We start from the raw sequence: 14,183 nt of genomic DNA, 5'->3' as shown, positions 1-14,183 counted from the left end.
CTCGCTTTATCAGGCGTAAGCCGCGGCCGGGGTAACCTTTCCAAGACGGAGGGCGTCCAGCGCGATCATTTTTTCTTCGTTGGTAGGGATAACCGCGCAGGCCACGCGGGACGATTCGGTGGAGATCACGCGCTCACCCGCGCTCCCCGGCAGGGCATTTTTGGCGTCGTCGAGGATGATGCCGAAGACTTTCAGATGTTCCGCCACCAGCGTGCGGACAAGCTTCGAGTTTTCGCCAATGCCGCCGGTAAAGACCACCCCATCCAGGCGGTGCAGCGACGCCGCGTGGCCGGCAATATGTCGCGCAATGCGGTGCACGAAGGTATGGATAGCCAGCTGCGCCCGCTCGTTGCCTTCGTGCCAGGCTTTCTCCAGCGCACGTAAATCGGAGGAGATGCCGGAGATCCCCAGCAGCCCGGACTCTTTATTGACCACGCGCTCCAGATCCTCGAACGACTGGCCGGTCTGCTGGGCAATCCACGCCATCGCGCCGAAGTCCACGTCGCCGCAACGCGTACCCATCACCAGCCCTTCCAGCGGCGTCATCCCCATCGAGGTGTCGACGCTTTCGCCGTTGCGCACCGCGCAGATGGACGCCCCGTTGCCGAGATGGGCAATCACCAGGCCGCTGTCGTCGGGGGACAGCCCGAGAAGCGTATGCGCCTGTGCGGCCACGTAGCGGTGAGAGGTGCCGTGGAAGCCGTAGCGGCGCACGCCCAGCTCTTCAAAATAGCGGTACGGCAATCCGTACAGATACGCCTGCGGCGGCAGCGTCTGGTGGAAGCTGGTATCAAATACCGCGACCTGCTGCACGCCCGGGAACAGGCGCTCTGCCGCTTCCACGCCGCTCAGGTTGGCGTAGTTATGCAGCGGTGCCAGCGGGGAGACCTGGCGAATCTGCGCGATCGCCTCTTCCGTGATCAGGGTCGACTCGCTGAAGAGGTTTCCCCCGTGCGCAATGCGGTGGCCAATTAAGGCCACGCTGCTCATCAGGTTACGCTTCTCCAGCTCCAGGGCGATGGCAGCCAGCGCCCCTTCGTAGTCCTGGTGAGCCAGTCTGGCTGGCTCACCCCCGTTCACGGAAATAAAGGCCTTCTCGGTGTTGATCCCGTCTGCAATGCCCGTCATCAGGGCATCGCAGCTGCTGGCGTCGAGCACCGAAAACTTAACAGAGGACGATCCGCAGTTAATAACCAGTACAACCGGAAACTCAATCATCATGTGACTCCGCTCTTCCTGAGCAATGGGTTAGAACAGTTTGTAAACGATATTCAGAATGGTCAGCAGGCCGACCGCGGTAACGAAGATGTTCTCGGTACGCCCTTTGTACTTCGCCAGCGCCGGTGCTTTGCGGATGGCATACATCGGCAGCAGGCACAGCAGAGAGGCAATGATTGGCGCCCCCATGGCTTCAATAAGGTCCAGAATGTTCGGGTTGGCGTAGGCCACAACCCAGGTGGAGCCCATGATGAACACCATGCTGATGGTGTTCAGTTTGCCAACAGAAACTTTCTTCTTATCGCCCTTGTAGCCGAACTTAAGGATCAGGCCGTTCAGCCCTTCCAGCGTGCCCAGGTAGTGACCGAAGAAGGATTTGAAGATAGCCACCAGCGCGATGATGGAGGCACCGTATTCCAGTACCGTTGCGAACGTCGATTTGGTTCCTGACATTGACGCAAAGTGGTTCGCCAGGTAGGAGAGCACCGGAATGTTCTGCGCCTTGGCGTCCGCCATGTTCTGCGGAGAGAGCGTAAACAGGCAGCTAAAGGCGAAGAACATCACCACGGCCACCATCAGCATGCTGGCGCGACCGATGATTTTGGAACATTTCTGCTCGGTGAACGCTTTCCCGAACTCCGGCTCGTACTCTTCGCGCTTGGAGACCACAAACGAGGAGACGATAGGCGAGAAGTTGAAGGAGAAGACCATGATGGAGATACCCAGCCACACCGTGACCAGAATGCCGTCATGACCGGTAAAGGCGATATCGCTCAGGTTGACCTGGTCGATCACCGCCGAGTTCCAGTAAGGGATCAGCGACAGGGAAATCAGCACCAGGCTGGCGATAAACGGGAACACCAGGAAGCTCATGACCTTCACCATCAGGTCTTTACCAAACCAGATAACAAAGGCCATCAGCAGCAGCAGGAACAGCGCCACCACGCCGCGGTTCAGCGCAGGCAGCTGGAGCTGGTTTTCCCAGAAGGTCATAAAGGTGTTGGTAATGGTGACGCCGTAAATCCAAAGCAGCGGGCAAATGGCGAAGAAGTAGAGGAAGGTGATCACCACCCCACCGGTTTTGCCAAAGTGCTCTTCCACCGTTTCGGTGATGTTGCCGGAGACGTTGCTGCCGGAGAGGCACAAACGCGCCAGCGCGCGGTGGCAGTAAAACGCAATCGGGAACGCAAGAACCAGCATCAGCAGGATAGGGATCAATCCACCAAAGCCTGCGCGAATGGGGAAGAACAGCACGCCTGCGCCAATGGCGGTACCAAACAGGCCGAGCGTCCATGTGGTATCAGACTTACGCCAGGAGGACGTTTTTGTCTGGCCAACGATAATGCTTTCAGTGTTGCTCATAGGTCACCTTTATGCGTCAACGAAGCCGGTAATTTGGGAAACACGGGAGAGATCGATATTGCCGCCGGAAATAATGCAGACGGTTTTACGACCCTGAATATAGTGGTCAAGCTTGCCGCTTAATAACGCGGCGCAGGCCAGCGCGCCGGCGCCTTCCGTCACCACTTTATTTCGCTGAATAAGCGCGATCATGCTGTCACGAATGTTGTCTTCGCTGACCAGCACAATGTCATCAACCAGCTCGCGAACAATTTCGAACGGTAAATTACCGGGGCGAGAAACGTCACAGCCGTCGGCCAGCGTGCCACTAACGCGATGGCTGATTATTTCCCCGGCCTGATACGATGCCGCCATGCCGTGAACATTTTCTGACTGCACGCCGATGATATTAATGGTGGGGTTAATGGATTTAATTGCCGTCGCAATCCCGGCAATTAAACCGCCGCCGCCGATAGGCACAATAACGTTATCCACATCGTATAAATCTTCGAGAATTTCCAGACCGATGGTGCCCTGCCCGGCGATCACTTTGGCGTCATCGTACGGCGGAATAAAAATGCGCCCTTCCATCTCGACGATTTCGCTGACTTTGGCAATGGTGTCGTTGAAGTTCTCGCCGTGCAGCACCACTTCAGCGGAGTAGTCGCGCGTCGCGGCCACTTTAGACTTCGGCGCGCCCATCGGCATCACCACTTTGCCGTCGATGCCAAGCATCGCGCAGGAGAGGGACACACCCTGCGCGTGGTTTCCCGCGGAGCAGGCGACAACGCCTTTGCGTTTTTCAGCGTCGGTCAGCGAGCTTAATTTGTTAAACGCGCCGCGGATCTTAAACGAGCCGGTACGCTGCATGTTCTCAAACTTCAGGAATATTTCGCCCTTGCAGCGTTCGCTAAGATAATTCGAGCGCGGCATACCTGTTTTATATATTTTTCCTGCCAGTCGTTTTCTGGCGTCCTGAATATCTTCAATCGTTACCGGGAGATCGTAGGTAATATGCATAATATCCTCGTTATAATAATTCATTCTTTTCGGGCAAAGTCAGGGTATCAGAGCGTTACAGAGATAAGCTCTGGGTGTTTTTAAATTGATTACTCATTATTCATCGTCGTCTTTCGATATTCATCGACGAATACTGTTTTGCCAGCTCAACTAATACTGACGCCGATTTTTTAATCCTGTAATTTTTTGACCACACGGCGGCATAACGCGCCACGGGTAATTCATCTTCTACGGGCAACACAATAAACTGATCAGAACCGAACGGTGCAATCATGTCGCGGGGAATCACCGTCAGATAATCGGCATTCAGGACAAGGTTATAAATGGTGACGACAGAATCGGTCTGGACGATGTTTTCGATGCTGATGTGGTTGTCTTGCAGGGTGGTCAGAAGTTCTTTGTAGTAGCCCATATCGGTTTGCGGCATCACCCACTGCTCGTGCGTGAGCGATGCCAGTGTCGTCGGGCCGGTGCACGTTCGCGTTTTGCTGGCGACCAGCACAAACTCGGACTCAAACAGCGGTTCGACGTGCAGATCCTGCAGCAGCATTTCATCACTCAGCGTGCCGATAGCGAAATCCAGACGACCGTCGCGAATAGCCGGAAGGAAAGAGGAGAGCTGGGCTTCATACATCGAGACGCGTGCTTTCGGGAACACTTCCTTGAATTTTTTGATCATCTCGGACAGGAAGGTAAAGCCGATCAGCGACGGGTAGCCAAAGGAGACGTCCATGACGGTACTGAAGCTCAGGCTGTTAATCTCACTCACCATGTTTTTCATTTCGCGGGTGATCGACTCAGAGTACGAGAGCAGAACCTGACCCGCGGCGGTGAGTTTTACGCCGGTGTTTTTACGCACCATCACTTCCACGCCGAAGTAGGACTCAATATCGCTGATGATTTTGCTGACGGCGGGTTGCGTCAGGCCAAGCTGTCTTGCTGCAGAACCTATGGAGCCACTTTTAATGACTTCCTGAAATACCACGAGGTGCTGTGTTTTCGGTAGAATAATAGTGTTCATAATATTCTGCGCTTATTTCCCTATGACGGAGCGAATTCTACCTAATAGTGTTTAAGGGGGTATGTGCTGTCACTCACAATTTGCTTTTCCGCACGTTTTACAGGAACAATGACAACCAAAAAACATATTTATTATCAATAAGATGAATAAGTAAGGCCACACCATTACGCTGATATCGATCAATAAAATCAGTAGTAATAAATTTATTTTATGGCGATAACCTTGATAAATTTTCCTGCGTTAAAAAAATCAATAAAGACGATCTTTCAGGCAATTAAAGACCAATAAATAACCGCTATTTGTTTGAAACATTCTTTCAGTTTATTAAATTTTTCCGATGCGAATTTTCAGGTTTGCGGAAAAGAGTGGAATGCGTCACATATTCACGGGAGAAATGTATTTGATTTCAATATATGCATATCAAACGAGAAAAGATTCTCGATCATATAGGTAACAAACATAACAAATTATCAATACTAAAAATCGTGTGTTTTTTAGCGCGAAATTTTGTGATGGCGATCGTCTACAGGTACAGGAACGATACGAAAGGTATAAAAGCAGTGAAATGTGCTTAATGTCGCAAATATGAGAATTGATGTCGTTTGTCCGGCGCTGCGCTTACCCGGTCAGCAACACCCGGAAAGCAAAAAACCCGCCGAGGCGGGTTTTTTTAAGAAGTTGAAGCTGACCGATAAGCCGGGTTCTGTCGTGGACAGTCATTCATCTAGGCCAGCAATCGCTCACTGGCTCAAGCAGCCTACCCGGGTTCAGTACGGGCCGTACCTTGTGAACCCCTATTTGGCCTTGCTCCGGGTGGAGTTTACCGTGCCACGGACTGTTACCAGCCGCGCGGTGCGCTCTTACCGCACCCTTTCACCCTTACCTGATCCCGCTTGCGCGGGCCATCGGCGGTTTGCTCTCTGTTGCACTGGTCGTGGGTTTCCCCCCCAGGCGTTACCTGGCACCCTGCCCTATGGAGCCCGGACTTTCCTCCCCTCCGCCCGTCTCCCCCGAAAGGGACGACGACGAAGCGGCGACTGTCTGGTCAGCTTCGGCGCGCAGTATAGAGGTTTTGCGCGCCGCTGTCACCCTCAGGTGTGGGCAAGGCGTGATTAACGCGCCACTTCCACCTTTGCCAGTTTTTCGTAGTAGCACGCAATCGCGCTGTGATCGGCCGTGCCCAGGCCATCCGCACGCAGCGCCTGCATCATCTCCATGACCGCCGCGGTCAGCGGCAGCTGCGCGCCTACGCCGTGTGACGTATCCAGCGCGTTCGCCAGATCTTTAATGTGCAGGTCGATGCGGAAACCGGGTTTGAAATTACGATCCATCACCATCGGCGCTTTGGCATCCAGCACGGTACTGCCCGCCAGACCACCGCGAATGGCCTGATAGACCAGATCCGGGTTGACGCCCGCTTTGGTTGCCAGCGTCAGCGCTTCGGACATGGCGGCAATGTTCAGCGCCACGATCACCTGGTTGGCCAGCTTGGTCACGTTACCCGCCCCGATGTCTCCGGTATGCACCACCGAGCCCGCCATGGCTTTCATCAGGTCGTAGTATCTATCGAAAATGGCTTTATCACCGCCGACCATCACCGACAGCGTGCCGTCGATCGCTTTCGGCTCACCGCCGCTGACCGGCGCATCCAGCATATCGACGCCCTTCGCTTTTAACGCCTCGCTGATTTCACGGCTTGCAAGCGGCGCAATAGAACTCATATCAATCAGCACCAGGCCCGGCTTCGCACCGTCGATAATGCCGTTCTCACCCAGCGCAACCTCTTTAACATGCGGGGAGTTGGGCAGCATGGTGATGATGACATCGCACTGCTCGGCAATGGCCTTCGCGGTGGTGGCCGTTTCAGCGCCCGCCGCTATCACCTCTGCCACGGCCTGCGGATTGTGATCGGATACCACCAGTGAGTAACCCGCTTTGATGAGGTTCTTACTCATTGGTTTACCCATGATCCCCAGGCCAATAAAACCCACTTTCAGCGTCATAATCTGTTTCCTCAATGATGGTTATTTTTTAAAAGCGTCGGCTAATTTCTGCGTGGCCGAGCGGAATACCCCGAGGTCGCTGCCGACGGCAACAAACGTGGCTCCCCACTCCAGATAGCGACGGGCGTCAGCCTCAACCGGCGCCAGAATGCCGCACGGTTTGCCGTGAGCTTTAGCGCGGGCAAAGATGTGCTGGATAGCGCGCTGCACGTCAGGGTGGCTGGCGTTACCCAGATGGCCAAAGGCGGCCGCCAGATCGCTTGGACCGACGAAGATACCGTCCACGCCGTTTGTGGCTGCAATCGCGTCAACGTTATCAACGCCCTGCTGGCTCTCGATCTGAACCAGAATAGTGATGTTGTTATTGGACTGCGCGAAGTAGTCCGGCACGGTGCCAAACATATTGGCGCGATGCGAAACGGAAACGCCGCGGATCCCTTCAGGCGGATAGCGCGTTGAGGCTACGGCCAGGGCCGCTTGTTCTTCCGTCTCCACAAACGGGATCAGGAAGTTGTAGAAACCGATATCCAGCAGGCGCTTGATAATTACCGGCTCGTTAGTTGGCACGCGCACTACCGGGGCGCTGAGGCTGCCTTTTAGCGCCATCAGCTGCGGAATAAAGGTGCTGATATCGTTCGGCGCATGTTCGCCGTCCAGCACCAGCCAGTCAAAACCTGCCAGGCCCAGCACTTCGGTGCTGATTGGGTTTGCCAGCGCGGACCAGCAGCCAATCTGAATCTGGTGTGCCGCGAGGGCCGCTTTAAATTTATTCGGGAAGATATCGTTACTCATCGTATTTACCTTTTTTATTCCGCAGCCTTTTTCAGTATCATTTTATTTATTCAGACACCGCACCAGCATTATATTTATTATTCTGACGTATTTTGGCGTTATAAAATCGTCATTCAGTATAAAACGCAACCCACGACCGCACATTGTTTTAATGCTCAAGCATTGCGTAACATTTCAAAGAATTTTTTTGCATATGCACAAGGCGCTGGGCGCTAATGCACAGAATCAGGCATTACCGGTTCTGGAGCGATCGCGATCACATTTTCATATCCCCTATGCTGACATGCTTTAATTCTGAAAGCCGCGTATTTATTTCTACCATTAGAAAATTGGCTGAATTTATTATCAGACACTTTGCTGGAGAATACTGAACAATGGCCGACATTGAAATTCGACAGGCATCGCCGACGGCGTTTTATATAAAAGTCCACGACACCGATAATGTGGCGATAATTGTCAACGACAATGGCTTAAAAGCGGGCACCCGCTTTCCGGACGGGCTGGAACTGATTGAGCATATTCCACAGGGACATAAAGTCGCCCTGGTGGATATCCCTGCTAACAGCGAAATCGTACGTTACGGTGAAGTCATCGGCTATGCCGTTCGCTCTATACCGCAGGGCAGCTGGGTTGAGGAGTCGCTGGTGGCGCTGCCGGAAGCGCCGCCGCTGAACACGCTTCCGCTGGCGACCCGCGTGCCGGAACCGCTTCCTCCGCTGGAGGGCTATACCTTCGAAGGCTACCGCAACGCGGACGGCAGCGTCGGCACCAAGAATCTGCTCGGCATTACCACCAGCGTGCACTGCGTGGCGGGCGTAGTGGATTACGTGGTGAAAATCATCGAACGCGATCTGCTGCCGAAATACCCGAACGTCGACGGCGTGGTGGGCCTGAACCACCTCTACGGCTGCGGCGTGGCGATTAACGCACCCGCTGCGGTAGTGCCGATCCGCACCATTCACAATATTGCCCTCAACCCGAACTTTGGCGGCGAGGTGATGGTAATTGGTCTGGGGTGTGAAAAATTGCAGCCAGAGCGCCTGCTGCAGGGCACCGAAGATGTGAAAGCCATTCCGGCAGACGAGGCCAGCATCGTGCGCCTGCAGGACGAACGCCACGTGGGTTTCCGCTCAATGGTCGACGATATCCTGCAGGTGGCTGAACGCCATCTGGACAAGCTCAACAAGCGCCAGCGCGAAACCTGCCCGGCGTCTGATTTGGTAGTGGGAACACAGTGCGGCGGCAGCGATGCCTTCTCCGGCGTGACGGCCAACCCGGCGGTGGGCTATGCGTCCGATCTGCTTGTTCGCTGCGGCGCCACGGTGATGTTCTCCGAGGTGACCGAAGTGCGTGACGCCATCCATCTGCTCACGCCACGCACCGTTAATGAAGAGGTCGGCAAGCGCCTGCTTGAGGAAATGGCCTGGTACGATAGCTATCTCGATATGGGCAAAACCGACCGCAGCGCCAACCCGTCTCCGGGGAACAAAAAAGGCGGCCTCGCGAACGTGGTGGAAAAAGCCCTTGGTTCGATTGCCAAATCCGGCCAGAGCGCGATTGTGGAAGTGCTCTCTCCGGGCCAGCGCCCGACCAAACGCGGCCTGATCTACGCGGCAACGCCGGCCAGCGATTTCGTCTGCGGCACGCAGCAGGTGGCGTCCGGCATTACGGTACAGGTCTTTACCACCGGGCGCGGCACGCCGTACGGCCTGATGGCGGTGCCGGTGATCAAGATGGCGACCCGTACCGAGCTGGCAAACCGCTGGTATGACTTAATGGACATCAACGCGGGCACCATCGCCACCGGAGAAGAGAGCATTGAGGACGTGGGCTGGAAACTGTTCCACTTCATTCTGGATGTCGCAAGCGGGCGGAAGAAAACCTTCTCCGACCAGTGGGGGCTGCATAATCAGCTGGCGGTGTTTAACCCGGCACCGGTGACGTGATTTTTCGCACCACATCTATCCCGCATTTAGGTAACCCGCCGGACACGCCGCAAACCTTCCAGGTTGAGGCGATACCTGTTGGCTAAATGACGCATAACGATCTGCAGGCCGGGTTAGGCTCAGCCGCCACCCGGCAAAACAGGCGGCAGGGGCTTACTCCCCCTGCTGCTCCAGCGCATGCTTATACAGCGCATTTTTCTTCACGCCGTGAATTTCCGCCGCCAGCGCAGCGGCCTTCTTCAGCGGTAGTTCCGCCTGCAGCAGCGCCAGCGTGCGCAGCGCATCGGCAGGGAGCGCGTCTTCCTGCGCCTTATGCCCTTCGACAATCAGCACCATTTCACCCTTGCGGCGGTTTTCGTCTTCCTTCACCCACGCCAGCAGTTCACCCACCGGCGCGCCGTGGATCGTTTCCCAGGTTTTGGTCAGCTCGCGCGCCAGCACCACGTAGCGGGCTTCTCCCCAGACGGTCACCATATCTTCCAGGCTCTCCAGCAGGCGGTGCGTGGATTCGTAGAAAATCAGGGTGCGCGGTTCCGCTTCCAGATCTTTTAAAACGTCGCGACGGCCTTTGGATTTGGCAGGCAGGAAGCCTTCATAGCAGAAACGGTCAGACGGCAGACCCGCGGCACTCAGCGCAGCAATGGCGGCACACGGCCCCGGCAGCGGCACAACGCGAATACCGGCTTCACGACAGGTACGCACCAGGTGATAGCCGGGATCGTTGATCAGCGGCGTACCGGCGTCGGAGACCAGGGCAATGTTCTGCCCCTCTTTCAGCTTCGCCACCAGCGTTTCGGCTTTTTGTTGCTCATTGTGATCGTGCAGAGCAAACAGACGGGCGTTAATCGCGAAATGTTGCAGCAGCAGGCCGGTGTGGCGGGTATCTTCAGCAGCAATTAAATCAACAGCTTGCAGTACGGTGAGCGCACGTTGGGTAATATCAGACAAATTCCCGATAGGAGTAGGTACAATATAAAGCTGGCCTTGAGAATTATCTGCCGTTTCGTGTTGTTTCATTGTTTCGTCCGTATTGCCGATTTAATATTGAGCATTGCGTAAAAAAAATCACTGGATACAGTATGGTACCGTTAACGTTTCTTCGAAAAAAAGCCACGCGCAGCGTGCCGCTTCTGCTGGCAGCCCTGATCTTTGCAGGCTGTGGCACCCAGGCACCTGACCAGAGCACCGCCCATCTTCAGGGATCTGCTCAGGCTGATTCTGGCTTTTATCTGCAACAAATGTCGCAGAGTTCAAATGATACCAAGACCAACTGGCAATTACTCGCCATTCGTGCACTGCTGAAAGAGGGTAAAACCCAGCAGGCAGCCGAACTGTTTAACCAGTTGCCAAAAGATCTTAACGACGCCCAGCGTCGTGAGCAGAGCCTGCTCTCTGCCGAGCAGAAGGTCGCGCTGAAAGATTACGCCGCCGCGAAGAAGACCCTCGGTGACATTGACGTGAGCGCGCTGGATAAAAATCAGCAGGCTCGCTTCTGGCAGGCGGGCATTACCGCTGAGCAGGGACGTCCTTCTCTCACGCTGCTCCGCGCCCTCGTCGCGCAAGAGCCGCTGCTCGGCGGTGCCGATAAGCAAAAAAATATTGATGCCACCTGGCAAGCGCTTGCCTCGATGACCCAGGAACAGGCGCAGGCGCTGGTCATCAACGCCGATGAAAACGTCCTTCAGGGCTGGTTGGATCTGCAGCAGATGTGGTTTAACAACCGCAGCGATCCAAAGATGCTGAAAGCCGGTATTACGGACTGGCAGACGCGCTACCCGCAAAACCCGGGGGCGAAAATGCTGCCAACCCAGCTGGTAAACGTGCAGAACTTTAAGCCAGCGTCCACCAGCAAAATCGCCCTGCTTCTGCCGCTCAACGGCCAGGCGGCGGTGTTTGGCCGTACCATTCAGCAGGGCTTTGAAGCCGCGAAAAACGGTACCACTTCGGTAACCGGCAGCGCGGTTCCCGCGCAGGCGGCCCAGGCGGCTAACGTGAATGATGTGGTCAGCCCGTCCGCAGCGGAGACCAGCGATCTGACCACGGCGCAAGCGCCGGCGCAGGGTACGATGCAAAACCCGGTGACGGCCCCGACGACGCCTCCGGCTACAGCAGCACCTGCTGCGGCAGCCCCGGCTACTACAGCACCTGCTACTAAGGCTCCGGCCGAGACGCAAGCGGCACCAGCACCTGAAGCGACAGCAGAACAGCCTCAACCGCAGCCTGCACAACCCGCGGCCCAGCCTGCTGCGCAGCCGCAGACCGTGGCAACCACCAGCGCCAACCCGGGCGCTGAGGTGAAAATTTACGACACCAGCTCGCAGCCGCTTGACCAGGTTCTGGCGCAGGTTCAGCAGGACGGGGCGAGCATCGTTGTCGGTCCGCTGCTGAAAAACAACGTGGAAGAGCTGATGAAGAGCAATACCACGCTGAACGTGCTGGCGCTCAACCAGCCTGAGCAGGTTCAGAACCGGGCCAATATTTGCTACTTCGCGCTTTCCCCTGAAGATGAAGCCCGCGATGCGGCGCGCCATATTCACGAGCAGGGTAAGCAGGCTCCGCTGCTGCTCATCCCACGCAGCGCGCTGGGCGATCGCGTGGCCAATGCCTTTGCCGATGAGTGGCAGAAGCTCGGCGGCGGCGTGGTGTTGCAGCAGAAATTTGGTTCCGTCTCTGAACTGCGCGCGGGCGTAAACGGTGGAGCGGGTATCGCGCTCAACGGCAGCCCTGTCCCCGCGAGCCTGCCGCAGCAGCAGGGCGTGACGATTGGCGGCCTGACGATCCCTGCCCCGCCTACCGACGCGCAGATTAGCGGTGGCGGCAAAGTGGATGCGGCCTATATCGTTGCCACGCCGCAGGAGATCGCCTTTATCAAACCGATGATCGCGATGCGTAACGGCAGCCAGAGCGGCGCAACGCTTTACGCCAGCTCGCGCAGCGCGCAGGGCACCGCAGGCCCGGATTTCCGCCTGGAAATGGACGGTCTGCAGTACAGCGAAATCCCGATGCTGGCAGGCAGCAACCCGGCGCTGATGCAGCAGGCGCTGAGTACAGTACGTAACGATTATTCGCTGGCGCGTCTGTATGCAATGGGTGTCGATGCATGGGCGCTGGCGAACCACTTTACCCAGATGCGTCAGGTGCCGGGCTTTGAGCTTAACGGCAACACCGGCGATCTGACCGCGACTCAGGACTGCGTGATCAACAGGAAGTTATCATGGCTCAAATACCAGCAGGGGCAAATCGTCCCGGCCAGTTAAGCCGTAAAGAGACCGGCGATGCGTGGGAGTTAAAGGCGCGTCGCTGGCTTGAAGGCAAAGGACTGCGCTTTATCGCCGCTAACGTCCGCGGGCGCGGCGGCGAAATTGATCTGATCATGAAAGAGGGTCAGGTCATCGTGTTTGTAGAAGTCCGTTTTCGACAGTCCTCCCGTTTTGGCGGTGCTGCCGCCAGCGTGACGCTCGCCAAACAACATAAATTATTACAGACTGCCCACTTGTGGCTTGCCCGCCATAATGGGAGCTTTGATACTGTGGATTGCCGGTTCGATGTGATAGCCTTCACCGGAAATGAGATCGAATGGCTTAAAAACGCTTTTGGCGAAGACGCATAATTAAGATTTAAAAGGGATAACGTGCTCGAAAGAATTAAAGTGTGCTTCACAGAAAGCATCCAGACTCAGATTGCCGCGGCGGAAGCCCTTCCGGATGCTATCTCGCGTGCCGCAATGACGCTGGTGCAATCCCTGCTTAATGGCAACAAAATCCTCTGTTGTGGCAACGGCACGTCAGCCGCCAACGCACAGCATTTTGCTGCCAGCATGATCAATCGCTTTGAAACAGAACGCCCGAGTTTACCCGCCATTGCACTTAATACCGATAATGTGGTCTTAACGGCGATTGCTAACGATCGTCTGCATGACGAAATTTACGCAAAGCAGGTGCGAGCCCTGGGTCATGCGGGAGATGTGCTGCTGGCCATCTCCACGCGCGGCAACAGCCGGGACATTGTCAAAGCCGTTGAAGCCGCCGTCACCCGCGACATGACCATCGTGGCCTTAACCGGCTATGACGGTGGTGAGCTGGCGGGTCTGCTTGGGCCGCAGGATGTGGAAATCCGCATTCCTTCTCACCGAAGCGCGCGTATTCAGGAGATGCATATGCTCACGGTGAACTGTTTATGTGATTTGATCGATAACACGCTTTTCCCTCACCAGGATGATTAAGGAGTTCTTATGAAGGCTTTATCGACCCTCGCAGTCCTTATGTCTGCATTACTGCTTCAGGGATGTATCGCTGCGGCCGTTGTGGGTACCGCCGCGGTAGGCACCAAAGCGGCAACCGATCCACGCACCGTGGGGACACAGGTGGATGACGGTACGCTGGAGCTGCGCGTCAACAGTGCGCTGTCGAAAGACGAACAAATCAAGAAAGAAGCGCGTATCAACGTGACGGCTTATCAGGGCAAAGTGCTGCTGGCAGGCCAGGCGCCAAATCTGGAGCTCGCCTCGCGCGCGAAACAGATTGCGATGGGCGTAGAAGGAACCACAGAGGTGTTTAACGAAGTGCGCCAGGGCAAGCCAATTGGCCTGGGTGACGCCTCTTCCGATACCTGGATCACCACCAAAGTGCGTTCCCAGCTGCTGGGCTCGGACCAGGTGAAATCCTCCAACGTGAAAGTGACGACTGAAAACGGCGAAGTGTTCCTGCTGGGTCTGGTGACCGACCGTGAAGGGAAAGCGGCGGCGGATATCGCCAGCCGGGTGAGCGGCGTGAAGCACGTCACCACCGCGTTTACTTACATCAAATAAAAAAAATCCCCTCGCTTGAGGGGATTTTTTTGTAG

12 protein-coding genes and 1 other RNA gene are annotated in these 14,183 nt (G+C 55.8%); 5 read left to right on the top strand and 8 right to left on the bottom strand.

The features are described 5' to 3' along the window. Window positions 1-9 precede the first annotated feature (9 nt). The 7 genes from tdcD to garL form a co-directional block, all read right to left on the bottom strand. Window positions 10-1,218, bottom strand: a complete 1,209-nt coding sequence (gene tdcD, locus HCH49_RS14940; protein ID WP_048974687.1) for a propionate kinase — start codon at window positions 1,216-1,218, stop codon at window positions 10-12. 30 nt (window positions 1,219-1,248) lie between these two features. Then, complete coding sequence (gene tdcC / locus HCH49_RS14935) at window positions 1,249-2,580, bottom strand: threonine/serine transporter TdcC (RefSeq protein ID WP_033146729.1); 1,332 nt, start codon at window positions 2,578-2,580, stop codon at window positions 1,249-1,251. Window positions 2,581-2,589: 9 nt separating this feature from the next. Then, window positions 2,590-3,579 (bottom strand): bifunctional threonine ammonia-lyase/L-serine ammonia-lyase TdcB, encoded by a 990-nt coding sequence (gene tdcB / locus HCH49_RS14930; RefSeq protein WP_033147079.1) that lies wholly within the window; start codon window positions 3,577-3,579, stop codon window positions 2,590-2,592. A 100-nt stretch (window positions 3,580-3,679) separates the two neighbouring features. Next, a complete protein-coding gene (tdcA, locus tag HCH49_RS14925) occupies window positions 3,680-4,600 on the bottom strand; it encodes a transcriptional regulator TdcA (protein WP_008501504.1) in 921 nt (306 codons plus the stop codon). Between the two features lie 676 nt (window positions 4,601-5,276). After that, an RNA gene (gene rnpB / locus HCH49_RS14920) (RNase P RNA component class A) lies at window positions 5,277-5,653 on the bottom strand. A 59-nt stretch (window positions 5,654-5,712) separates the two neighbouring features. Further along, complete coding sequence (garR, locus tag HCH49_RS14915; protein ID WP_023309302.1) at window positions 5,713-6,603, bottom strand: 2-hydroxy-3-oxopropionate reductase; 891 nt, start codon at window positions 6,601-6,603, stop codon at window positions 5,713-5,715. A 21-nt stretch (window positions 6,604-6,624) separates the two neighbouring features. Continuing rightward, the gene (gene garL, locus HCH49_RS14910) at window positions 6,625-7,395 is read right to left on the bottom strand and encodes a 2-dehydro-3-deoxyglucarate aldolase (RefSeq protein ID WP_045888055.1); all 771 of its coding nucleotides are present in this window, start codon (window positions 7,393-7,395) and stop codon (window positions 6,625-6,627) included. A 374-nt stretch (window positions 7,396-7,769) separates the two neighbouring features. Between garL and garD the strand changes: the two genes are divergently transcribed. Further along, window positions 7,770-9,341, top strand: coding sequence for a galactarate dehydratase (gene garD, locus HCH49_RS14905; RefSeq protein WP_033146732.1), 1,572 nt, complete (start codon window positions 7,770-7,772; stop codon window positions 9,339-9,341). Window positions 9,342-9,494: 153 nt separating this feature from the next. Here the strand turns inward: garD and rsmI are convergent, their stop codons facing one another. Further along, the gene (gene rsmI / locus HCH49_RS14900; protein ID WP_023309315.1) at window positions 9,495-10,358 is read right to left on the bottom strand and encodes a 16S rRNA (cytidine(1402)-2'-O)-methyltransferase; all 864 of its coding nucleotides are present in this window, start codon (window positions 10,356-10,358) and stop codon (window positions 9,495-9,497) included. A 62-nt stretch (window positions 10,359-10,420) separates the two neighbouring features. On the opposite strand from rsmI, the gene HCH49_RS14895 reads away from it, so the two are divergent. From HCH49_RS14895 to dolP, 4 genes are read left to right on the top strand one after another with little or no spacing between them, the layout of a single operon-like run. Beyond that, on the top strand, window positions 10,421-12,598 hold the full coding sequence (locus HCH49_RS14895; RefSeq protein ID WP_221702925.1) for a penicillin-binding protein activator: 2,178 nt from the start codon (window positions 10,421-10,423) through the stop codon (window positions 12,596-12,598). Further along, a complete protein-coding gene (locus HCH49_RS14890; protein WP_025756731.1) occupies window positions 12,556-12,951 on the top strand; it encodes a YraN family protein in 396 nt (131 codons plus the stop codon). The genes HCH49_RS14895 and HCH49_RS14890 overlap by 43 nt, the downstream gene beginning before the upstream one ends. A gap of 21 nt (window positions 12,952-12,972) precedes the next feature. Then, the gene (gene diaA / locus HCH49_RS14885) at window positions 12,973-13,563 is read left to right on the top strand and encodes a DnaA initiator-associating protein DiaA (RefSeq protein ID WP_003861754.1); all 591 of its coding nucleotides are present in this window, start codon (window positions 12,973-12,975) and stop codon (window positions 13,561-13,563) included. 9 nt (window positions 13,564-13,572) lie between these two features. Further along, window positions 13,573-14,148: a division/outer membrane stress-associated lipid-binding lipoprotein gene (gene dolP, locus HCH49_RS14880; RefSeq protein ID WP_029739641.1), complete on the top strand. Its 576-nt coding sequence runs from the start codon at window positions 13,573-13,575 to the stop codon at window positions 14,146-14,148. Window positions 14,149-14,183 lie beyond the last annotated feature (35 nt).

The organism is Enterobacter sp. Y17 (assembly GCF_019730495.1).
In the GTDB taxonomy this organism is placed as follows: Bacteria; Pseudomonadota; Gammaproteobacteria; order Enterobacterales; family Enterobacteriaceae; genus Enterobacter; species Enterobacter asburiae_B.
The sequence above is the reverse complement of the archived record's forward strand: the minus strand, read 5'-3'. Positions and strand labels throughout refer to the sequence as shown.